Consider the following 22,066-nt stretch of genomic DNA (forward strand, 5'->3'; position numbering starts at 1 on the left):
GCCGCGGATGCCGAGCGCGCACAGCACCCGCGACTGGGGCTGCCCCTTGGCTCAAACGCCGGAGGGGCTGGATTGTGCGGACCGGAGCTTGAAAGCCAGGGTCCGCACCACTCAGCCTGTCCGGCGTTTGAGGACGAGGCCGTTCAGGCCGAAGCGGGGGTCTGGGGGCGACAGCCCCCAGGGATGGGACGGGTAGGGGCGGCGGGGGCGAAGAAAGTTATTGCGTTGCCGCTTCCACCAGCGCCCGCATCACCCTCAAGTCCTCCCCCATCTCCGGATGCCACTGAACCCCCAGCACCCACCCGGACCCCCGCGGCAGCTCCACCGCCTCCACCGTCCCGTCCCCCGCGTAAGCACACGCCACCAACCCCGCCCCCAACCGATCCACCGCCTGGTGATGGAAGGTCGGTACGGACGTCTCCTCCGGGACGGCGGACGCGTACAGCGTCCCCGGCACCGGCTTCACCGAGTGTCGGCCAAACACCCCCGGAACCTCCGCGTGACCGTCGATGTGCTGGACCAGCGTCCCGCCCAGGGCCACGTTCAACACCTGCATCCCCCGACAGATCCCCAGCAACGGCACTCGCGCAGCGAGAGCCGCGTCCACCAGAGCCAGCTCCCACGCGTCCCGCGCCGACGCCGCCGGCCCCGTACGAGGTTCCCGCTCCGCGCCATAGCGCGACGGCTCCACGTCCGGGCCCCCCGCGATCACCAGCCCGTCCAGGCGGGACACGGCCGCCGCCGCATGCTCCGGCGCGTCCGGCGGGAGCATCGCCGCCAAGCCGCCCGCCTGCTGGACGAGCCGTGGGTAGCCGGCCGGCAGCAGCGCCGCCTCCAGCTCCCACACACCCCAGCGCGCGCCGGACTCCAGATACGTACTCACGCCGATCAGTGGCCGTCGTCCGGTCACGGACCCTCCCTAAAAGGTGCAGTTCACTACCTTTAAATCACTACCTTTAAATACCTACGCCAAGAAGCCCCTGAGCAGCGCCGCAGTGCCCCCGCAGTGCTCCCGCATCATCTCCCGCGCCCCATCCGCGTCCCCGTCCAGTACCGCCTCGACCAGCGCGCTGTGCTGACGCTGGGAGTGTTCGAGGTTGCGGACGAGGAGCGGGATGCAGTCGAGGAGGTCGTTCACCGTGGCCCGTACCGCCGCGTACTGCGCGGTCAGCGTCGGCGAGCCGCACAGCTCGGCGAGGGTGAGGTGGAGCATGGTGTCCAGGCGGCGGTAGTCCGCCAGCGGAGCGTCGTGCGTGCGGGACAGCGCCTCGCGCAGGCGGTCCGACTGGTCCGGCGTCAGGCCGTGCGTCGCGCACAGGCCCGCCGCCCCGACCTCCAACACCTCCCGGAAGCGCAGTACGTCCTCTATGTCGACCTCGGTGCTCCGCCGGCGCAGTTCGTCCTCGCCCCCCGCGTCCGACTTCGGCAGTACGAACGTCCCGCCGTACCGCCCCCGCCGCGACTCCACGAGCCCCTGGTCCTGGAGCACCTTGAGCACCTCGCGCAGGGTCACCCGGCTGATCCCCAGCCGCTCCGCCAGTTCCCGCTCGGCCGGCAGCCGCTCGCCCCCGGGCACCAGGCCCAGCCGTACGACCTGCAGGATCTGTTCCAGGGCCTCCTCGAAACCGTTCCCCGCCCGCACCGGCCGCAGCACCGGCGTCAATCGGTCCTCCAGGTCGCCCTCCGGATCCACCGACATCCCACCGCACCCCCTTCCCAAGCAATGGTTCTCGGCAATACCTTATGGCTTCCGGCCCGGCCGAAGAAGCGCGAAGAAGCCGAAGGAGCTTTCCGTGGCAGACCGCACACCCCCGCTCGGCGTCGAGGAGCTGCACGCCCTCGTCGCCGGCGGTGAGATCGACACTGTCGTCCTGGCCTTCCCCGACATGCAAGGGCGCCTCCAGGGCAAGCGGTTCGCCGCCCGCTTCTTCCTCGACGAGGTCCTCCACCACGGCACCGAGGGCTGCAACTACCTCCTCGCCGTCGACACCGAGATGAACACCGTCGAGGGCTATGCGATGTCCTCCTGGGACCGGGGATACGGCGACTTCGCCATGCATCCCGACCTGTCCACCCTCCGCCGGGTGCCCTGGAACGCCGGTACGGCCATGCTCATCGCCGACCTCGCCTGGAACGACGGCTCCCCGGTGGTCGCCGCCCCCCGCCAGATCCTCCGACGCCAGCTGGAGCGCCTCGCCGAACACGGCTTCACCGCCCAGGTCGGCACGGAGCTGGAGTTCATCGTCTTCAAGGACACCTACGAGGCGGCCTGGGACGCGAATTACCGGGGGCTGACGCCCGCCAATCAGTACAACATCGACTACTCCGTGCTCGGCACCGGGCGGATCGAGCCGCTGCTGCGTCGGATCCGCAATGAGATGGGCGCCGCCGGGCTGACCGTCGAGTCCGCCAAGGGCGAGTGCAATCCCGGTCAGCACGAGATCGCCTTCCGCTACGACGACGCCGTGGTCACCTGCGACCAGCACGCGATCTACAAGACCGGCACCAAGGAGATCGCCTCCCAGGAGGGCGTGTCGATCACCTTCATGGCCAAGTACAACGAGCGCGAAGGCAATTCCTGTCACATCCACCTCTCCCTCGCGGACGCGGCCGGCAACAACGCCATGGCCGGGACCGGGTCCGACGGGATGTCCGAGGTCATGCGGTACTTCCTCGCCGGGCAGTTGGCCGCGCTGAGAGATTTCTCGCTGCTCTATGCGCCCAACATCAACTCCTACAAGCGGTTCCAGCCGGGCTCGTTCGCCCCGACCGCCGTCGCCTGGGGTTACGACAACCGCACCTGCGCGCTGCGGGTCGTCGGGCACGGCCGCTCCATGCGGTTCGAGAACCGGCTGCCCGGCGGGGACGTGAATCCCTACCTCGCGGTGGCGGGGCTCGTCGCGGCCGGGCTCCACGGCATCGAGCAGAAGCTGGAGCTGCCCGAGGCCTGCGCGGGCAACGCCTACAGCGCCGACTACGCGCACGTCCCCACCAACCTCCGCGAGGCGGCCGAGATCTGGGAGAACAGCCCGATCGCCCGCGCCGCCTTCGGCGACGAAGTCGTCGCCCACTACCGGAACATGGCCCGCGTCGAGCTGGACGCCTTCGACGCAGCGGTCACCGACTGGGAGCTGCGCCGCTCCTTCGAACGTCTGTGAGAGGTCCCGAGTTGTCGTACGAGCATGAGCTGACGGTTCTCAATCCGGCGACGGAAGAGGTCGTCGCGACCGTCCCCGCCGCCACCGCGGCCGACGTGGACGCGGCCGTCGTGCGCGCCGCCGCGGCACAGGCGAAGTGGGCCGCGCTCCCGCCCGCCGACCGGGCCCGCCAGCTGCGCCGGTTCGCGGACGTGGTGGACCAACACGTCGAGGAACTGGCCCGGTTGGAGGTACGCGAGGCGGGTCACCTGCTCGGCAACGCCCGTTGGGAGGCCGGCAACGTCCGTGATCTGCTCGCCTACGCGGCCGGGGGAGTGGAGCGCCTGAGTGGGCGTCAGATCCCGGTCGCCGGCGGCCTCGACGTCACCATCCTCGAACCGCTGGGTGTCGTCGGAGTCATCGCGCCCTGGAACTTCCCGCTGCCGATCGCCGCCTGGGGCACCGCCCCCGCGCTCGCCGCCGGCAACGCGGTCGTCCTCAAGCCCGCCGAGACGACCCCGCTCACCGCCCTGCGACTGGCCGAACTCGCCCTGGAGGCAGGGCTGCCGGAGGGACTGTTCCAGGTCCTGCCCGGTCACGGCCACACCGCGGGGCGCGCTCTCGTCGACCACCCCGGCGTGGCGAAGATCGTGTTCACCGGCTCCACCCGCACCGGCCGCGAGGTCATGGAGCGCTGCGCCCGCCTGGTCAAGCCGGTCACCCTCGAACTCGGCGGCAAGAGCCCCAACATCGTCTTCGCCGACGCCGATCTCCCCACCGCCGTCGACCCGTTCTCGTTCCTCGACAACTCCGGCCAGGACTGCTGCGCCCGCACCCGCATCCTGGTCCAGGAGTCCGTGTACGACGAGGTGCACGCACTGCTCGCCGACGCGCTGGCCGGCGTCGTCGTGGGCGACCCGGCCGACGAGAAGACCCAGATGGGACCGCTGATCTCCCGTCAACAGCTGGACCGCGTACGGTCGTTCGTGCCGGACGACGCCCAGGCCCTGCGCGGCAGTGCGCCCGACGGGCCCGGCTTCTGGTTCGCGCCGACCGTCCTCACCGGGGAGCGGCCCGACTCCGAGGCGGCCCGCGAGGAGATCTTCGGCCCGGTCGCCGTCCTGCTGCCCTTCACCGACGAGGCCGACGCGATCCGCCTCGCCAACGACACCCCCTACGGCCTCGCCGGCTCCATCTGGACCCGCGACCTCGGCCGCGCCCTGCGGGTCTCGCAGTCCGTCCGGGCCGGCAACCTGTCCGTCAACTCCCACTCCAGCGTCCGCTATTGGACCCCCTTCGGCGGCTACAAGCAGTCCGGCATCGGCCGCGAGCTGGGCCCGGACGCCCTGACCGCCTTCACCGAGACAAAGAACGTCTTCATCAGCACGGAGGGCCCCGCACAGTGACCGAACAGACTGTCTGCCGTCGACTCGTCGGCCGTACCGCCGTCATCACCGGAGCCGGCAGCGGCATCGGCCTCGCCACCGCCCGCAGGCTCGCCTCCGAGGGCGCGCACGTCGTCTGCGGAGACGTCGACGAGACCAGCGGGAAGGCGGCCGCCGACGCGGTCGGCGGCCTTTTCGTGAAGGTCGACGTGACCGACCCCGAGCAGGTCGAGGCCCTCTTCAAGGCGGCCTTCGACACCTACGGCAGCGTCGACATCGCCTTCAACAACGCGGGCATCTCGCCGCCCGACGACGACTCCATTCTGGAGACGGGACTTGAGGCCTGGAAGCGCGTCCAGGAGGTCAACCTCACGTCGGTCTACCTGTGTTGCAAGGCCGCGATCCCGTACATGCGGCAGCAGGGCAGGGGGTCCATCATCAACACGGCGTCCTTCGTGGCGCGGATGGGCGCGGCGACCTCGCAGATCTCCTACACCGCGTCCAAGGGCGGCGTACTGGCCATGTCCCGTGAGCTGGGCGTGCAGTTCGCGCGGGAGGGTATCCGCGTGAACGCGCTGTGCCCGGGGCCGGTGAACACCCCGCTGCTCCAGGAGCTGTTCGCCAAGGACCCCGAGCGGGCCGCCCGCCGGCTCGTCCACATCCCGGTCGGCCGGTTCGCGGAGGCCGACGAGATCGCCGCCGCCGTCGCCTTCCTGGCCAGCGACGACTCGTCCTTCGTCAACGCCACCGACTTCCTGGTGGACGGCGGTATCTCGGGGGCGTACGTCACACCCCTGTAGGAACGTCCGGCCGCCGTGTACGCCCTCCGCCACCCGTCCTAGGGTGGCGGAATGAGCATGTCGCCCCCGCCCGGCTGGTACCCCGACCCGTCGGCCCCTCACCTGCAACGCTGGTGGGACGGCACGGCCTGGACCGAGCACTGGCAGGCGCCCGAGGCCCCCGTACCGGGGCCCGGCGCGGGTACCGGCCGGGCGAAGGTCGTCGCGATCACCGCGGCCGGGGCCGTGCTCGTCGCGGCGATCGTCACGGGCGCGTTCTTCATGGGCCAGGACGACGACGGGGACGGCGCGCAGGCCCAGACCGCGCCGACGACTGTTTCCTCGACGCCGACGAGCGACAGCCCGTCCCCCTCGCCGTCCGCCGCCGACCCGTCCGTCGTGGTGGACCAACTCAACGGCATCACGCTGCCGTTGCCCGACGGCTGGGTCAGGCCGCAGTACGTCTCGCAGGACGACGTCGTCATGACCACACCCGGCACCTACGACTGCCCGGGCGACGCGGGCCTGTGCCGGCACGGCCTGGTCATCTCGCGCACGGTGACCGCCAACGCGGAGACGTCCCCGAAGACCCTCGCCGAGCAGGACATATCGGAGGCGGCGGACGACGCCTACGACCGTGACGAGATCGGTCGGCGCCCCTACGGCGGCCTGACATCACACCAGTTGGTGAAAGCGGGCCAGGTCGCGGTGGCCGGACGTGCCGGGTACTTCGTGCGCTGGCGCGTGAAGACCGCCAAGGGCCCGGGCGGTTACGTGGAGTCCCTCGCCTTCCCCGCGAGCGTCGGCACCGAGTCGCCGGTCCTCGTCCGCTTCGTCTTCGACGCGGGCGCGGACGGGCCGCCGCTCGCCGACATGGACCGGATCACCGAGGGCATCCGGTCCGTCGACGACGCGGGCACGGGCGGCGGGGTGGGCAGCAGCATCGGCCCGACGAACTGACCCTGACCGACGTGGAGTTGACCTACAGGAAGGTGTGGCCTTCGCCACGGTACGTCGGGACGGTCGCCGTGACCGCGTCCCCCTCGATGAGATGCAGCACGTCGAACCGCTCGCACAACTCGCCGGCCTTGGCGTGCCGGAACCACACCTTGTCGCCGAGCAGCAGATCGTCGGCGGGCGAGCCCAGCAGCGGCGTCTGGACCTCGCCGGGCCCTTCCTGGGGGTCGTAGCGCAGCCCCTCCGGCAGGTACGGCACCGGGAGCCGGTCGGCGCCGGCCGCGCCCGAAGCCGGGTAGCCGCCGCCGAGCACCGTCACGACACCGACGCCGGGCCTGCGGACGACGGGCATGGCGAACAGGGCCGCCGGACGGCCGGTGAAGGACGTGTAGTTGTCGAACAGCCGCGGGACGTACAACCCCGAGCCGGCCGCGATCTCGGTCACCGCGCCCTCGGCAGCGGTGGTCTGGACGCTGCCCGTGCCACCGCCGTTGACGAACTCCAGGTCGGGCACGACGGCCCGGACCGCCCGCACCACCTCGGCACGCCGCTCGGCCAGCTCACGGCGGGCGGTGGCCTGCATCAGCCGGACGGCACGCGAACGCATCGGCCGTCCCGCGATGTCGTCCCCGACACCCGCGATATGACCCTCGTACGCCATGATCCCGACGACCTTGAACCCCGGCCGCCGGGTCACCGCCCTTGCCACGTCGGCGACTTGGGCGGGGGAGTGCAGCGGGGAACGGCGGGCGCCGATCCGTACCCGGCCGCCGAGCAGCTTCAGCGAGGTGTCCAACTCCAGGCAGACGCGGATGACTTCGCGTCCGCCACCGCGCGCCTCGTCGATGAGCCGGAGCTGGGCCGGGTCGTCGATCATGACGGTCACGGCGGCGGCGAGCTTGGGGTCGGCGGCCAGTTCGGCGAAGCCGGCGCGATCGGCGGAGGGGTAGGCGAGCAGGACGTCGTCGAAGCCGGAGCGCGCCAGCCACAGGGACTCGGCCAGGGTGAAGGACATGATGCCCGCGAAGCCGTCCTTCGCCAGGGCGCGTTCCAGCAGGGTCCGGCAGCGTACGGACTTGCTGGCGACGCGGATCGGCTTGCCGCCGGCGCGGCGGACGAGGTCGTCCGCGTTGGCGTCGAAGGCGTCCAGGTCCACGATGGCGAGAGGGGCGTCGAGATGGGCGGTGGCCCGGTCGTAACGGGCCCTGTCGGCGGAGCGCGCAGTCATGAACGAAGCCTGCCAGACAGGATTACCGCAGGGTAGGGGGACGTTCCGGGCAGAAGCCCCGTGGGCGGCGACTGGTTCCCGCTCCGCGCGGGTCAACCCGTAGAGTGACGCGCACGCATGGCGGAACGCGCCGGGTCACCACCGCGCCGGGATGTCGGTCCTTCCGTGCGGGTATGCGTGTCCGGGACGGACGTGCCGACGCCTTGACCGGGCGTTGAGCAGGACGGCGACGGGGTGCGTAAGAGTAGTCGGCCCGGGCGCGAGGAAACGGGGGGTGCATGAGCACGGAAGCGCGGCACGCCTCCAACCCTCCGCGCCGCACGCCCCCGGGCGACCCCTCACCGACTCATGAGAACGGCACGGCGCCGACAGAGGCGGGGGCAGGGTCGTCGGACCGGGCTTCGACGCCGGGTGCGGGGGACGCGTGGAGCGCCTCGGAGCCGGGTGCCGGGAGCACATGGGGTGCTGCCGAGCCGGGCGGTGAGGCCTCGGGCGGGGCTTCGACTCCGGGTTCCGTGAGTGGATGGAGTGCCGCGGGCGGGGCTTCGGGCAACGAGTGGGGAGCGATGGACGGGACCTCCTCGGCCACGGAAGCCGGCGGATCGCGAGGATCCCGGGGGTCCGCTCCGGGTACGTCGGCCGCCGCGGGCGGCTCCGGCGGCGTCTGGTCCCCCTGGCGAGGAAGCCGACCTTTCGACGCCTTCGCGGAACGTCCGGGTTCCAGGAACACGAGCGCGCGGATGGAGACGGACGGCGGCACCGGGAGCGAATCACGGGACGGCGAGCCCGCCTCCCCCCGCACCTCACCGCGCCACCGAGCCAACGGCACCGCGCAGCCCGACGCGGACCGTTCCGCGCCCGCCCCTTCACCGCCCCATCTGCACTTCCCGAACCTGCGCTCCCCGCAGAACCCGGGCGCCGCGCCCCTCCCCCCACCCCAGGCTTCCGCCCGCTTCCCGGACGTCCCACCACCGCCCGCCGGCGACCCCGGCCGGGACGAGGTCGGCACGCCGTCGCGGGGCGGCGCGCGAGGTGCCTCGCCCCAGGGCGTTCCACCGCGGAGTGCCGATGGCAGGGAAACGGCCGCGCCGACCGGCACCGCCCAGAGCGCTGACGCGCGGGGCGTGAGGGATGCGGGTGTCCCGTCGCCGGGCGAGCCGAGAGGCAGCTCCTCGCGTGGCGCCGACGCCAGGGATACGAGCGTGCCGGGCACGTCGACGCCGGGCAGCACCGCGCAGGGCGCGGGCGTACAAGGCACGGGCGTACAGGGCGCGGGTACCCAGGGCCGGACGGTGCCGGGCGCTCCGCCGGCCCCCGCTGTGCCCCCCCGTCCGAGCAACCGCCCCACGCCGCCGTTCCGCCTGACGTACCCCACGTCGGCCGAAACCGGCCAGGACACCACGAGGCGGCTGCGCCCCACGGAGCCGTCGGACGAATCAGCCGCCCGCCGCGACACCACCGCCTCCGACCAGCCCCGCCGCCCCGAGCCACCCACGTCCGGCCCCAGGCCCTCGACCAGGCCACCGGCTCCGGCCACCCCGCCGCCCACCCGGCCCCCGAGCCGACCCGCGCCTTCGGACCCGGGCGCCCGTTCGGGATCCCCGTCGGCCGATCCAACTCGCACCCCTGGCCAGTCGGTGCCTTCGGCGCGTACCGCCCGCCCGGGTTCCGCACCCGGCGACGAGGCCGGCGCCCCGTACTCGCCCCCGCCTTCCCGTCAGGGTTCTGCCCCTGCCGGGACCGGCCGTGCTCCGGGTTCGAGCGGAAGTTCCCGCCCTGTGCCGGGGGATCCGACTCATACCCCGTATGCGACTCCGGGCCCCCGGCAGGGTTCGACCCCCACTGACGCCGGCCGCCCGTCGGGGCCGGCAGCGCCTCCGCGACCGGAGAGCCGTCCGGGTTCCGCGTCCGGCGACGTCCCGTATCCGCCCTCGCCTTCCCGCCCGGCCTCCGCCCCCGGCTCAGCCACCGCTTCGGCGTCGGCCGGTCGTCCGGTGCCGGCCTCGGACTCCGCCGACACCTCGCGATCCGGGCTGGGCGCCCGCCCAGGATCCGGGCCGGTTGCCAGTCCCGTCTCCGACGACTCGCTCTACTCCCACAGCGCCCCGCCCTCACCAGTTCCCCCCGTGCCGACGGACCCGCCGCGAGCGGACGGGCCCGTCGGGGTCGCTCCCGATCCCGCTCTGAACTGGAGTGCGCCCGTCGCGCCGGGGGCCGGCAGGCCGGTCGTGTCGTTCGGGGAGCCCGAGGGGTACGACGAGCGGGTGCGGGCGCGGCCGTTGGGGGTGCGGATACCGCCGCGGATCGCCGCCGTCGCCGTTTGCATGGTGCTGGGGCTTGGGCTCATCGGCGGTGCGGTGACCGGGAGTTGGCTGGTCGGGGACTCGGGGGACGGGGGTACGCGGGATACGTTCAGCGCCGCCGCCGGGTTGTGGCACAGCGTGCCCGTCGACCGGTTGTTCCCGACCACCGTGCAGGGGCAGGGTGCCGGGCCCGGTGGGGCCGACCGGACCTGGACCCGGATCGCCGTCGCGCCGGACAGTGGCTGTCAGAACGCCTTCGACCCGTTGCTCAAGAAGGTGCTCGCGCCCGTCGGGTGCCAGCGGCTGCTGCGCGCCACCTACACCGACGCCACCCAGAGCTTCGTCACCACCGTGGGACTGCTGTTCACCAAGGCGGACGCCGTCGGCATGAAGTCCCTCGCCTCCCGTTTCCAGCGCGAGGGCCTGGGCCGTCGTACCGACCTCATGCCCCTCCCGTACGCCGCGAAGGGCACCGTCGCCGCAGGCTTCGGCAGCAAGCAGCGTGCCTCCTGGACCGTGTCCGTCCTCACCGACGCCCCCGTCGTCGCCTATGCCGTCTCCGGCTGGTCCGACGGCCGCAGCGTCGACACCCCGCAGCCCGCCGAGGAAGCCATGAAGTCCGGCGCCACCACGCCCCCCGCCCAGGCCGGCCTCGGCCACGAGGCCCAGGGCCTCGCCGACCGTGTCGAACGTGCCCTGCGCAAGGACGTGAGCAGCCCCGCCTCGGAGCAGCCCTCATGACGCGCCGCAGCAGGGCCGGGGCGCTGAGCGTGCTGCTCGCCGCGTCCCTCGCCCTCATACCCTCCACCGCCGCGCACGCCGACGGCATCCGCGCCCAGCAGTGGGCCCTCGACGCCCTGCACACCCAGCAGGCCTGGCAGACCACCAAGGGCAAGGGCGTCACCGTCGCCGTCCTCGACACCGGCGTCGAGACCGACCACCCCGACCTCGTCGGCAACGTGCTCCCGACCCAGGACATGATCGGCTTCGGTGCCAAGGAGGGCGACCGCGCCTGGGCCCGGCACGGCACCGCCATGGCCGGCATCATCGCCGGCCACGGACACGGCCCCGGCAACGCCGACGGAGTCCTCGGCATCGCCCCCGAGGCGAAGATCCTCCCCGTCCGCGTGATCCTGGAGGACGGCGACTCCGCCCGCGCCAAGGCCCGCAGCACCCGCGGCAACGCCCTCGCCGAAGGCATCCGCTGGGCCGCCGACCACGGCGCCGACGTCATCAACCTCTCCCTCGGAGACGACTCCGCCTCCGCACACCCCGAACCCACCGAGGACGAGGCCGTCCAGTACGCCCTCAAGAAGGGCGTGACCGTCGTCGCCTCCGCCGGGAACGGCGGCGAGAAGGGCGACCACGTCTCCTACCCGGCCGCCTACCCCGGCGTCATCGCCGCGACCGCCGTCGACCGCTACGGCACCCGCGCCGCGTTCTCCACCCGCCGCTGGTACGCCACGGTCAGCGCGCCGGGCGTCAACATCGTCATCGCCGACCCCGACCACCGGTACTACGAGGGCTGGGGGACCAGCGCCGCCTCCGCCTTCGTCTCAGGAGCCGTCGCCCTCATCAAGGCGGCCCACCCGGGGCTGACCCCGGCCCAGGTCAAGAAGCTCCTGGAGGACACCGCCACCGACGCCCCCACGGGCGGCCGCGACGACTCCCGCGGCTTCGGCATGATCGACCCGGCCGCGGCCATCAAGGCGGCCGGCGCGCTCAAGCCGGAGGGCCTCAAGGCAGCTTCGTACGGGGAGAAGTACTTCGGTCCGGGGCCGGACGCCCCCAAGTCCGATGACGACACGAGCACTTGGGCGGCCCCGCTGGCCGGTGGCGCCGGCGGTCTGCTGCTCGTCGCGGGCGTTGTCGTGTGGCGCGGACGCCGACCCCGGGAAGAGGACTTCTAGTTCCGGGGACTTCCAGGCGCGAAGGCCTCTAGACCTGGGGTGACGCCGAGGCCGAGGTCTTCCCGGCGAACACCGACACCGTCGCCTTCGCTGCCGCCTCGACCAGCGAAATCCCCTTCGCCTGCGTCGAGTTGCCCTTCGACAGCACGGCCACCAGATACTCGTGACCGTCCGTCGCCGTCACCCGCCCGATGCTGTTGATGTCCCACAGACCGGTCGTGCTCCGGGCCAGCCAGCCGTTCTTCAACGCCCACTTGGAGCCGTCGGCCGCGGCCGACACCCCCCAGTGCTGATCGGTGGCTATCTCACCCATCAGCCCCTGCAGATACGTCCGTGAGGCCTCGCTCAGTTCCGAGTCGTCCCCGAACACCTGCTGCAACAAGGTGAGTTGATCCGCGGCCGTGGTCTGGGTGAGCCCCCACAGCGCCCCGTCGCCGCCCTCGGTGTCGGTGAGCCCGAGCGTCTTGTTCGCCGCGTCGAGGCCACCGGCCTTCCCGATGATGTCCCACAGCGCCGACGCGGAGGCGTTGTCGCTGTTCTCGATCATCGAGGTGGCGTACGTCTTCTCCTGCGCGGTCAGCCGTGTCCCCGCCTCCTGGTGCTGGAGCAGCAGCGCCGCCAGGATGTCGACCTTGACGATGCTCGCCGTGTCGAAGGAACCGTCCCCGTACGTGGCGCTGTCGCCGGAATCCACGTCCAGCACCGCCACCGAGACCTTCGCGTCGCCCGTGACGGCCACGGACTTCATGGCCTTCGCCAGCAGGGCGTCCAGATCGACCGTCGGCTCCGCCACGGGTTCCACCGATTCCTCCCCGTCCGCCGAGGCCGAGGAGGTGGCCGACGGCAGCGCCGTCGACGATACGGGGCTCGTACCGGTGTGCGCCTGGGCCTTCACGTAGACGGTCCCCGCCGCCGTACCGCCGACGATCGTGACGGCAGCCAGGGCGGTGTACAGCAGCGGGCGCGTCCGGGACGGGCGGGCACGGCGGCCGCGGGCTCTGGAGGACTCCATGCTCGCGATGCTCGTCGCGGTGACTGTGCGGGCCGTTAGACGCACGTTAGATGTGTGTCAGGGATATCTGAGAAACCCGTGAAAGCGGTGTCGGCCAGGTTTCCGGGCCCGCACAAGCCCAGCAGCATCCCCCCTATAGGGTCGATGACCGTGGCGAACAAGAACATTCCCGACCCCGGCTTCTCCGACGACGACGGCTCCGCCGACCCCCGGCTGAGCGCGGCGCTCGCGGCCTGGGCCGAGGACCGTAGTGCCGTCGGACCCGTCCTGGCGGCGCTGGCGAACGCCCGGCTCCTGGTCCCCGTCGTCGCCGTGCTCGGCGAGGTCGAGGAGGACGAGAACGGGCTGCGCCGCGAGAAGACCAGCGACATGGCCGTGCCGACCCTGAAGGCCGGCGGCCGCACCGCCCTGCCCGCCTTCACCTCCACCGAGACGCTGGCCCGCTGGGACCCGGAGGCCCGCCCCGTCGCCGTACCCCTGCACCAGGCGTTGCAGGCCGCCGCGCACGAGAAGGCCGACACCGTCGTCCTCGACCTGGCGGGACCGGTGCCGTACGAGCTGACGGGGGCCGCGCTGCGGGCGCTTGCCGAGGGGCGTACGACGGCCGACCCGCTCGCCGATCCGGCCGTACGGGAGGCGGTACGCACCGCGGTCGCCGCCGAGCCGGCCGTGCTGCGCGCCCACCTCGGGCCCGGACAGGCCGACGGCACCCTGGCCCTCGTACTCGATCAGTCCGCCGCCCCGGCCGAGGCCGCCCGCGCGGTCGCCGAGCGGCTCGCCGCCTCGGAAACACTCAGGGCCCGCCTGGTCCGCGGCCTCGACCTGGCACTTCTGCCGGCCGGGGCGACGCCACCGGGCGAGCCCTTGTACGTACGGGGATAAGGGTGTGCAGGAGGGGCTAGCCGTAGATCGGGCCCGTGTACTTCTCGCCCGGGCCCTGGCCCGGCTCGTCCTTGACGAGGGACGCCTCGCGGAAGGCCAGCTGGAGCGACTTCAGGCCGTCCCGCAGGGGCGCGGCGTGGAAGGAGCTGATCTCGGTCGCGCTCGCGTCCAGCAGACCGGCCAGGGCGTGCACCAGCTTGCGGGCCTCGTCCAGGTCCTTGTACTTGTCGCCCTCCTCGGTGAGACCGAGCTTCACCGCGGCGGCGCTCATCAGGTTCACGGCGACCGTCACGATCACCTCGACGGCGGGGACCTCGGCGATGTCACGGGTCATCTCGTCGAAGCCGGGGGAGTCGGCAGGGGTGTCACTCATACGCCACACACTAGAGCGCGGCGCACGCCGATTCGCACCACCCCCTGGTAGCTGCTAACCTTGTGTGACGACCGGCCGGATGCTTATGTGTCCGGCCCACAAGTGGAGGCTCCGATCTCCCACCCGGCTGTCCTTCGGGACGGCGGGTCACCCCGGTCAGGCGGCCGCCATCGTTCCGTACGGACGATGGAGTCGCCCGAAAGTGCGCCCCGCGATCCCTCGCGGCGGTGCTCCGGTAGTGCTTGGAGCCCCGCCTTGTGATCGTCCGGGGCATTTTTTGTGCCTTGGCGCGGTTAGGTCTGTCAAAAGACAAACGCGGCTGTCCGCCAGACCGCCGTGTGGTGCTAACCGAGGAGGATCCATCAGCGCCGAGCCCCGCATCAACGACCGGATTCGCGTTCCCGAGGTGCGACTTGTCGGTCCCAGTGGCGAGCAGGTGGGCATTGTCCCGCTGGCCAAGGCACTGGAGCTTGCGCAGGAGTACGACCTGGACCTGGTCGAGGTCGCGGCGAACGCCCGTCCGCCCGTGTGCAAGCTCATGGACTACGGGAAGTTCAAGTACGAGTCGGCCATGAAGGCCCGTGAGGCGCGCAAGAACCAGGCGCACACGGTCATCAAGGAGATGAAGCTCCGGCCGAAGATCGACCCGCACGACTATGACACCAAGAAGGGTCACGTCGTCCGGTTCCTCAAGCAGGGCGACAAGGTCAAGATCACGATCATGTTCCGTGGTCGCGAGCAGTCCCGGCCCGAGTTGGGCTACCGACTGCTGCAGCGTCTCGCGGAGGACGTCCAGGACCTCGGGTTCATCGAGTCGAACCCGAAGCAGGACGGCCGAAACATGATCATGGTTCTCGGTCCGCACAAGAAGAAGACCGAGGCGATGGCCGAGGCCCGCCAGGCGCAGGAAGCCCGCAAGGCAGAAGCGAAGGCCAACCCCGGCAAGTCGCAGAACGCCGCGGAGACCGACCTCGCCGAAGGCGAGCTCGCCGAGGAATCCGTCGAGGCTCCGGCCGAGGCGACCGCCGAGGCGTGATCCCGGGGACGCGAGTCCCCAGGACGTAACCGATACACACGACGCTCCACCGTGCCCGGTTTTCACGACCGGGCACCGGAGTGCCACCGACGAGGAGACAACGGCGCTATGCCGAAGAACAAGTCGCACAGCGGTGCCAGCAAGCGCTTCAAGATCACCGGCTCCGGCAAGGTGCTCCGTGAGCGTGCCGGCAAGCGCCACCTGCTCGAGCACAAGTCGTCCCGCGTGACGCGTCGCCTCACCGGCAACGCCGAGATGGCCCCGGGCGACGCCAAGAAGATCAAGAAGCTTCTCGGCAAGTGACGTACGCGGCGCTCCGGTTGAGCGCCGTACGTCTGGACCGGGACCCCATCGATTCCGGGCCGTGTGAGTCCAACCACGGCCCCGCTACAAGGAGTTAACAAGTGGCACGCGTCAAGCGGGCAGTCAACGCCCACAAGAAGCGCCGGGCGATCCTCGAAGCCGCCTCCGGCTACCGCGGTCAGCGTTCGCGCCTGTACCGCAAGGCCAAGGAGCAGGTCACCCACTCGCTGGTCTACAACTACAACGACCGCAAGAAGCGCAAGGGTGACTTCCGCCAGCTGTGGATCCAGCGCATCAACGCCGCTGCCCGCGCCAACGGCATCACCTACAACCGCTTCATCCAGGGTCTGAAGGCTGCCAACGTCGAGGTCGACCGCAAGATCCTCGCCGAGCTGGCCGTGAACGACGCGAACGCGTTCGCCGCGCTCGTCGAGGTCGCGCAGAAGGCTCTGCCGAGCGACGTCAACGCGCCCAAGGCTGCGTGATCGCTGCGCTGGCTTTGGCCGGCGTCACTGTGTGGACCCGTGGGTTTCTGCCTGCGGGTCCATTGCGTTGAGTGGTGCGGGATCGTTCGGCACCGCCGTTGACCGCCGTCGTGGTTGATCGCCGTCGCGGCGGAGAAAAGATTGCGGCGGAGACAAGCATGCGGCGGAGTAACTGGTACGGAAAGTGAGTTGGATGTCTCCCGTCAGCCCCGAGTTGATCTCCCCCCGTTCCCCCCGCGTCTCCGCCGCCCGGCGGCTCGCTCGGCGGAATTTTCGGGGGAAGGAGCGGCTGTTTCTCGCTGAGGGGCCGCAGGCTGTGCGGGAGGCGGCCGGGTTCGGGGACACGCTGGTCGAGTTGTTCGCCACCGTCGAGGCCGCGGAGCGGTACGCCGACATCGTCGGTGAGGCGCGGGATGTCGGGGCCCGGGTGCATCTCGCCGACGAGCAGGTCATCGCCGACATCTCAACTACCGTCACCCCGCAGGGGCTTGTCGGGGTCTGTCGGTTTCTTGATACGCCCTTCGATGAAATCCTCGCCGCTCGGCCCAAGTTGGTCGCCGTGCTCGCGAATGTGCGGGATCCCGGGAACGCCGGGACCGTCCTGCGGTGTGCCGATGCCGCCGGGGCCGAGGCCGTCGTACTGACCGATGCTTCTGTGGATCTCTACAACCCCAAGGCTGTTCGGGCTTCCGTCGGGTCTCTCTTTCATCTGCCTGTCGCCGTCGGCGTTCCCGTCGAGGAGGCCGTGGCCGGGCTGAAGGGGATCGGGGTGCGGATCCTCGCGGCCGACGGGGCCGGGACCGACGATCTCGACGACGAGCTGGACCAGGGGACCATGGGCGGGCCGACCGCGTGGGTGTTCGGGAACGAGGCGTGGGGGCTGCCGGAGGAGACCCGCGTGCTCGCGGACGCCGTGGTGCGGGTTCCGATCCACGGGAAGGCCGAGAGCCTGAACCTCGCCACCGCCGCCGCCGTATGTCTCTATGCGTCGGCCCGTGCACAGCGCGCCTCCGGAGGGTGCCGCTCCGTCACCGAGAGCTAGTAGGGTGACCAGCTCGGGAGCCACCTGCGCCGGTTGAAAGGCGGGATACGGGGATATGAGCGTCGGCACGAGCAGGGCGCGGGGAGCACGTGACGTGCGGCCCGGACCCGTGCCCCCGCACGGCGGCCCCGCAGGGCTCGGCATCGACCCCGACGATCTGCCCGACGGACTGGTCGTCGCCGACGAGCACGGCCAGGTCATCTGCTTCAACGCGGCGGCCGAGCGCATCACCGCCGTCCGTGCCGAGGACGCCCTGGGCCGGCGGCTGGAGAAGGCCCTGCCGTTAGAGGACCTGGAAGGCCGCCGCTGGTGGCAGCTGACCGACCCCTACGGAGGCCTCGCCACCCGGGTCCGCCAGCCCGAGCGCAACCTCCTGCTGCCCGGCGGCCGGGAGGTCCTGGTCTCCGCCCGCTATGTGCGCGACGAACCCACCGGACCCGTCCAGCGCTTCGTCGTCTCCCTGCGGGACACCGAGGCCCGCCGCCGCACCGAGCGCAGCCACGCCGAGCTGATCGCCACCGTCGCCCATGAACTGCGCTCCCCGCTCACCTCCGTCAAGGGCTTCACCGCCACCCTGCTGGCCAAGTGGGAGAGGTTCACCGACGACCAGAAGCGGCTGATGCTGGAGACCGTCGACGCCGACGCCGACCGTGTCACCCGGCTCATCGCCGAGCTGCTCGACATCTCCCGGATCGACAGCGGCCGCCTGGAGGTGCGCCGCCAGCCCGTCGACATGGGCGCCGCCGTCGGCCGGCACATCCAGGCGTACGTCGCCGCAGGTCAGCCCGCCGACAAGTTCCTGCTGCGGATCGAGCAGCCGTTGCCCGCGCTGTGGGCCGACCCGGACAAGGTCGACCAGGTGCTCAGCAACCTGCTGGAAAATGCCGTGCGCCACGGAGAGGGAACCGTCACCATCGACATCACGCCCTCGGCGTCCCCGCGCGAGCGGGAGGACGCCGCCGGCACGTCGGTCACCGTGGGCGACGAGGGCACCGGCATCCCGGAGGAGTCCATGAACCGCGTCTTCACCCGCTTCTGGCGGGGCAGCAAGCGCGGCGGCACGGGCCTCGGGCTCTACATCGTCAAGGGCATCGTCGAAGCCCACGGCGGCGCCATCACGGTCGGCCGCGCCCCCGGCGGCGGCGCCGAGTTCCGATTTACGTTGCCCGTGGGCACCCCGGCGTATCTCCAGTAGCCGCCGACGAGGCCCCACGGGCGCGGTCACCTGTCTCACCCCCGTTAGACTCGGCCTTTGGCACCTTTGCGTCCCCGTTTCAGGTCTCATCAGGTCTCAGGGACGACGCGTCCCCCCGAGTCGGGACGGGGACCATCCGCCAGCCAACCGGAAGCACGGGAAGAGATGTCGGCACCGAATAAGTCGTACGACCCTGTAGAGGTCGAGGCCTTGAAACCGGAAGAGATCGAGCGCATGCGGGACGAGGCGCTCGCCGCCTTCGCCGCCGCCGGTGACCTCGACGCGCTCCAGGAGGCCAAGGTCGCCCACACCGGCGGCACCTCCCCGCTCGCCCTCGCCAACCGCGAGATCGGCGCGCTGCCCCCGCACGCCAAGGCCGCCGCCGGCAAGCTGGTCGGCCAGGCCCGGGGCGCGGTGAACAAGGCGCTCGCCGGCCGCCAGGCCGAGCTGGAGGCCGAGCGCGACGCGCGCGTCCTGGTCGAGGAGGCGGTGGACGTCACGCTGCCCTACGACCGCGTGCCGGCCGGCGCCCGCCACCCGCTGACCACCCTCTCGGAGCGCATCGAGGACGTCTTCGTGGCCATGGGCTACGAGGTCGCCGAGGGCCCCGAGGTCGAGGCCGAGTGGTTCAACTTCGACGCCCTGAACATCGGCCCGGACCACCCGGCCCGCGGCGAGGCCGACACCTTCTTCGTGCAGGGCCCGGCGGGCAGTGGCGGCACCGAGTCCGGTGTCGTGCTGCGCACCCACACCTCGCCCGTGCAGATCCGCTCCCTGCTGGAGCGCGAGCTGCCGGTCTACGTGATCTGCCCCGGCCGCGTGTACCGCACCGACGAGCTGGACGCCACCCACACCCCGGTCTTCCACCAGGTCGAGCTGCTCGCCATCGACGAGGGCCTCACCATGGCCGACCTCAAGGGCACCCTGGACCACATGGTCCAGTCCCTGTTCGGCGCGGGCATGAAGACCCGGCTGCGGCCGAACTTCTTCCCGTTCACCGAGCCGTCCGCCGAGATGGACATGCTCTGCTACGTCTGCAAGGGCGAGTCCGTCGGCAACCCCGACCGCCCCTGCCGCACCTGCTCCTCCGAGGGCTGGATCGAGCTGGGCGGCTGCGGCATGGTCAACCCCAAGGTGCTGACCGCCTGCGGTGTGGACCCCGAGAAGTACAGCGGATTCGCCTTCGGGTTCGGCATCGAACGGATGCTGATGTTCCGCCACAACGTCGAAGACATGCGAGACATGGTCGAGGGTGACGTCCGGTTCACCCGGCCGTTCGGGATGGAGATCTGATGCGGGTCCCGCTTTCCTGGCTGCGGGAGTACGTCGACCTGCCGGCGACCGAAACCGGCCGTGACGTCCAGGCCAAGCTCATCTCGGCGGGCCTGGAGGTGGAGACCGTCGAGCACCTCGGCGCCGACCTCAAGGGCCCCCTGGTCGTCGGCCGGGTGCTGACGATCGAGGAGCTGGAGGGCTTCAAGAAGCCGATCCGGTTCTGCACCGTCGACGTCGGCACGGCCAACGGCACCGGTGAGCCGCAGGAGATCGTCTGCGGCGCCCGGAACTTCGCCGTCGGCGACAAGGTCGTCGTGGTCCTGCCGGGCGCCGTGCTGCCCGGCGGCTTCGCGATCGCCGCCCGCAAGACCTACGGCAAGACCTCCCACGGCATGATCTGCTCCAGCGACGAGCTGGGCATGGGCGACGACGGCACCCACGGCATCATCGTGCTGCCGCCGGAGACCGAGGTCGGCAAGGACGCCATCGAGCTCCTCGAACTGGTCGACGAGGTCCTGGACATCGCCGTCACCGCCAACCGCGGCGACTGCCTCTCCATCCGCGGCGTGGCCCGCGAGACCGCCGTCGCCTACGGCCTGCCGCTGCGCGACCCGGCGCTGCTGGACGTGCCCGGGCCCAACGCCTTCGGCTACCCGGTGAAGGTGTCCGACCCGGTCGGCTGCGACCGCTTCACCGCCCGCACGGTCACCGGCCTCAGCCCCGAGGCCCGCTCGCCGATCTGGCTCCAGCGCCGGGTGCAGAAGGTCGGCATGCGCCCGATCTCGCTCGCCGTCGACGTCACCAACTACGTGATGATGGAGCTCGGCCAGCCGCTGCACGCCTACGACCGCGGCCTGGTCCACGGCACCATCGGGGTCCGCCGCGCGGAGCAGGGCGAGAAGCTCGTCACCCTCGACGGCGTCACGCGCACCCTGCACGCCGAGGACCTGGTCATCACCGACGACCGCGGGCCCATCGGGCTCGCCGGCGTCATGGGCGGCGCCAACACCGAGATCGCCGACCACGAGGACACCGAGAACGCGACGAGCGACGTCGTGATCGAGGCCGCGCACTTCGACGCGGTGTCGATCGCCCGCACCGCCCGCCGCCACAAGCTGTCCTCCGAGGCGTCCCGGCGCTTCGAGCGGGGCGTCGACCCGCAGGCCGCGGCCGCCGCCGCGCAGCGCACCGTCGACCTGCTCGTGCTGCTCGCCGGCGGCACCGCCGAGGCCGGCGTCACCGAGATCAGCGCGCCGTCCGCGCCGCACACCATCGCCGTCCCGGCCGACCACCCGGACAAGGTCGCGGGCGTCGACTACGGCCGCGAGACCGTCGTCCGCCGGCTCCAGGAGATCGGCTGCGACGTCTACGGGCAGGACGAGCTGATCGTCACCGTGCCGTCCTGGCGGCCCGACCTGGTCGCGATCAACGACCTGGCCGAAGAGGTCATCCGCCTGGAGGGCTACGAGAACCTGCCCTCCACACTGCCCCGGCCCCCGGCCGGGCGTGGCCTCACCCGTCGGCAGCGGCTGCACCGCCGGGTCGGCCGGGTGCTCGCCGGTGCCGGATACGTCGAGGCGCCGAACTACCCGTTCGTCGGCGAGCAGGTCTTCGACCAGCTGCTGCTGGCGGCCGACGACCCGGCCCGCCGCGTGGTCAAGCTCGTCAACCCGCTCAACGACGAGGAGCCCGCGCTGCGTACGTCGCTGCTGCCGGGCCTGCTCGGCGCGCTGCGGCGCAACGACGGGCGGGGCGCGCACGACCTGGCGCTGTTCGAAACCGGGCTGGTCTTCCACCCGGCCGAGGAGCAGCACACCGCGGTGTCCCTGCCCGTCGACCGGCGTCCCACCGACGAGGAGATCGCCGAGCTGAACGCGGCTCTGCCCGTGCAGCCGCGCCATGTCGCCGTCGTCCTCGCGGGCGCCCGCGAGCAGGCCGGCTGGTGGGGCAAGGGCCGGCCCGCCGACTGGGCCGACGCGGTCGAGGCGGCCCGCGCGGTCGCCCGTGAGACCGGCGCCGAACTCGTCGTCCGCCAGGGCCAGTACGGTCCGTGGCACCCCGGCCGGACCGCCGAACTCGTGGTCGTCACCGACGGCGTCGAGCAAGTCGTCGGCCACGCGGGCGAGTTGCACCCGCGCGTGATCAAGGCGCTGAGCCTGCCCGCGCGCACCAGCGCCATGGAGCTGAACCTGGACGCGCTCGCGGCGGTCGGCGACGACACCCCGCAGGCACCCCGGATCTCCTCCTTCCCGGTCGCCACGCAGGACGTCGCGCTCGTCGTCGCCCGCGAGGTGCCGACGGCCCAGGTCGAGGCCGCGCTGCGCGAGGGCGCCGGTGAACTCCTGGAATCCATCCGGCTGTTCGACGTCTACGAGAACGACGAGCAGCTCGGTGAGGGCAACAAGTCGCTGGCCTACGCTCTGCGGTTCCGCGCGGCCGACCGGACGTTGACGGTCGACGAGGCCTCGGCGGCCCGGGACGCGGCGGTCGCCCTCGCGGGGGAGCGGGCGGGAGTGGTACTGCGCGGTTGACGACCGTGCCGGTGGCTGCGACGGCGGACGCAACGGCGGCTGTGGCGATGGCTGTTCGGCCCGTGGCCTTGGTCATAGCCTTGGTCATGGCCTGAACGGCCACCCTCGGTCACGTCACTCATATGAGTGACAATCCTGGGCGATCTGGTCCTCCCGGGCCATGCGGTCGACAGAATCGGACCGGCCTTTCGGGGCCGGTCCGATCTGCGCTGTCAGGGCCTAAATGGGGGGCC

18 protein-coding genes and 1 pseudogene are annotated in these 22,066 nt (G+C 71.6%); 14 read left to right on the forward strand and 5 right to left on the reverse strand.

Annotation, left to right across the window (positions count from 1 at the left end; translation table 11 throughout):
• Window positions 1-217: 217 nt before the first annotated feature.
• Together ACWDR3_RS27045 and ACWDR3_RS27050 are read right to left on the reverse strand one after the other, a co-directional pair.
• Window positions 218-910: a gamma-glutamyl-gamma-aminobutyrate hydrolase family protein gene (locus tag ACWDR3_RS27045; protein ID WP_450355172.1), complete on the reverse strand. Its 693-nt coding sequence runs from the start codon at window positions 908-910 to the stop codon at window positions 218-220.
• Window positions 911-964: 54 nt separating this feature from the next.
• A complete protein-coding gene (locus tag ACWDR3_RS27050) occupies window positions 965-1,699 on the reverse strand; it encodes a FadR/GntR family transcriptional regulator (protein ID WP_450355173.1) in 735 nt (244 codons plus the stop codon).
• A 94-nt stretch (window positions 1,700-1,793) separates the two neighbouring features.
• Here ACWDR3_RS27050 and ACWDR3_RS27055 point away from each other — a divergent pair, with 94 nt between their 5' ends.
• The 4 genes from ACWDR3_RS27055 to ACWDR3_RS27070 are packed head-to-tail and all read left to right on the forward strand — an operon-like array spanning window position 1,794 to window position 6,261.
• Window positions 1,794-3,158 carry a glutamine synthetase family protein gene (locus tag ACWDR3_RS27055; RefSeq protein ID WP_450355174.1) on the forward strand — a complete coding sequence of 455 codons (1,365 nt, stop codon included), beginning with the start codon at window positions 1,794-1,796 and terminating at the stop codon, window positions 3,156-3,158.
• Window positions 3,159-3,169: 11 nt separating this feature from the next.
• Window positions 3,170-4,543 carry an aldehyde dehydrogenase family protein gene (locus tag ACWDR3_RS27060; protein ID WP_450355175.1) on the forward strand — a complete coding sequence of 458 codons (1,374 nt, stop codon included), beginning with the start codon at window positions 3,170-3,172 and terminating at the stop codon, window positions 4,541-4,543.
• A complete protein-coding gene (locus ACWDR3_RS27065) occupies window positions 4,540-5,322 on the forward strand; it encodes a 3-oxoacyl-ACP reductase (RefSeq protein ID WP_450355176.1) in 783 nt (260 codons plus the stop codon). The genes ACWDR3_RS27060 and ACWDR3_RS27065 overlap by 4 nt, the downstream gene beginning before the upstream one ends.
• 57 nt (window positions 5,323-5,379) lie before the next feature.
• Window positions 5,380-6,261, forward strand: coding sequence for a DUF2510 domain-containing protein (locus ACWDR3_RS27070; RefSeq protein WP_450355210.1), 882 nt, complete (start codon window positions 5,380-5,382; stop codon window positions 6,259-6,261).
• Window positions 6,262-6,283: 22 nt separating this feature from the next.
• Here ACWDR3_RS27070 and ACWDR3_RS27075 read toward each other — a convergent pair whose 3' ends face one another.
• Window positions 6,284-7,486 carry an amino acid deaminase/aldolase gene (locus ACWDR3_RS27075; RefSeq protein ID WP_450355177.1) on the reverse strand — a complete coding sequence of 401 codons (1,203 nt, stop codon included), beginning with the start codon at window positions 7,484-7,486 and terminating at the stop codon, window positions 6,284-6,286.
• A gap of 2,228 nt (window positions 7,487-9,714) precedes the next feature.
• On the opposite strand from ACWDR3_RS27075, the gene ACWDR3_RS27080 reads away from it, so the two are divergent.
• The gene (locus ACWDR3_RS27080; protein WP_450355211.1) at window positions 9,715-10,530 is read left to right on the forward strand and encodes a hypothetical protein; all 816 of its coding nucleotides are present in this window, start codon (window positions 9,715-9,717) and stop codon (window positions 10,528-10,530) included.
• Window positions 10,527-11,699 (forward strand): type VII secretion-associated serine protease mycosin, encoded by a 1,173-nt coding sequence (mycP, locus tag ACWDR3_RS27085; RefSeq protein ID WP_450355178.1) that lies wholly within the window; start codon window positions 10,527-10,529, stop codon window positions 11,697-11,699. The genes ACWDR3_RS27080 and mycP overlap by 4 nt, the downstream gene beginning before the upstream one ends.
• A gap of 28 nt (window positions 11,700-11,727) precedes the next feature.
• On the opposite strand, the gene ACWDR3_RS27090 is transcribed toward mycP, so the two are convergent.
• A complete protein-coding gene (locus ACWDR3_RS27090) occupies window positions 11,728-12,711 on the reverse strand; it encodes a serine hydrolase (RefSeq protein ID WP_450355179.1) in 984 nt (327 codons plus the stop codon).
• Between the two features lie 150 nt (window positions 12,712-12,861).
• Between ACWDR3_RS27090 and ACWDR3_RS27095 the strand changes: the two genes are divergently transcribed.
• The gene (locus tag ACWDR3_RS27095; RefSeq protein ID WP_450355180.1) at window positions 12,862-13,593 is read left to right on the forward strand and encodes an SseB family protein; all 732 of its coding nucleotides are present in this window, start codon (window positions 12,862-12,864) and stop codon (window positions 13,591-13,593) included.
• 16 nt (window positions 13,594-13,609) lie between these two features.
• Here ACWDR3_RS27095 and ACWDR3_RS27100 read toward each other — a convergent pair whose 3' ends face one another.
• Window positions 13,610-13,966, reverse strand: a complete 357-nt coding sequence (locus tag ACWDR3_RS27100) for a DUF1844 domain-containing protein (protein ID WP_450355181.1) — start codon at window positions 13,964-13,966, stop codon at window positions 13,610-13,612.
• Between the two features lie 336 nt (window positions 13,967-14,302).
• On the opposite strand from ACWDR3_RS27100, the pseudogene infC reads away from it, so the two are divergent.
• From infC to pheT, 7 genes and pseudogenes are all read left to right on the forward strand, one after another.
• Window positions 14,303-15,002: pseudogene (gene infC, locus ACWDR3_RS27105) on the forward strand (translation initiation factor IF-3).
• A gap of 108 nt (window positions 15,003-15,110) precedes the next feature.
• On the forward strand, window positions 15,111-15,305 hold the full coding sequence (gene rpmI, locus ACWDR3_RS27110) for a 50S ribosomal protein L35 (protein WP_019065473.1): 195 nt from the start codon (window positions 15,111-15,113) through the stop codon (window positions 15,303-15,305).
• Between the two features lie 101 nt (window positions 15,306-15,406).
• Window positions 15,407-15,790: a 50S ribosomal protein L20 gene (gene rplT, locus ACWDR3_RS27115; protein ID WP_020938960.1), complete on the forward strand. Its 384-nt coding sequence runs from the start codon at window positions 15,407-15,409 to the stop codon at window positions 15,788-15,790.
• Window positions 15,791-15,983: 193 nt separating this feature from the next.
• Window positions 15,984-16,832, forward strand: a complete 849-nt coding sequence (locus tag ACWDR3_RS27120; protein WP_450355182.1) for a TrmH family RNA methyltransferase — start codon at window positions 15,984-15,986, stop codon at window positions 16,830-16,832.
• A gap of 55 nt (window positions 16,833-16,887) precedes the next feature.
• The gene (locus tag ACWDR3_RS27125) at window positions 16,888-18,027 is read left to right on the forward strand and encodes an ATP-binding protein (RefSeq protein WP_450355183.1); all 1,140 of its coding nucleotides are present in this window, start codon (window positions 16,888-16,890) and stop codon (window positions 18,025-18,027) included.
• Between the two features lie 165 nt (window positions 18,028-18,192).
• On the forward strand, window positions 18,193-19,320 hold the full coding sequence (pheS, locus tag ACWDR3_RS27130; RefSeq protein WP_450355184.1) for a phenylalanine--tRNA ligase subunit alpha: 1,128 nt from the start codon (window positions 18,193-18,195) through the stop codon (window positions 19,318-19,320).
• Window positions 19,320-21,833, forward strand: coding sequence for a phenylalanine--tRNA ligase subunit beta (gene pheT, locus ACWDR3_RS27135; RefSeq protein ID WP_450355185.1), 2,514 nt, complete (start codon window positions 19,320-19,322; stop codon window positions 21,831-21,833). Before pheS ends, pheT begins: the two co-directional genes overlap by 1 nt.
• Window positions 21,834-22,066 lie beyond the last annotated feature (233 nt).

The organism is Streptomyces sp. NPDC001002 (assembly GCF_053599215.1).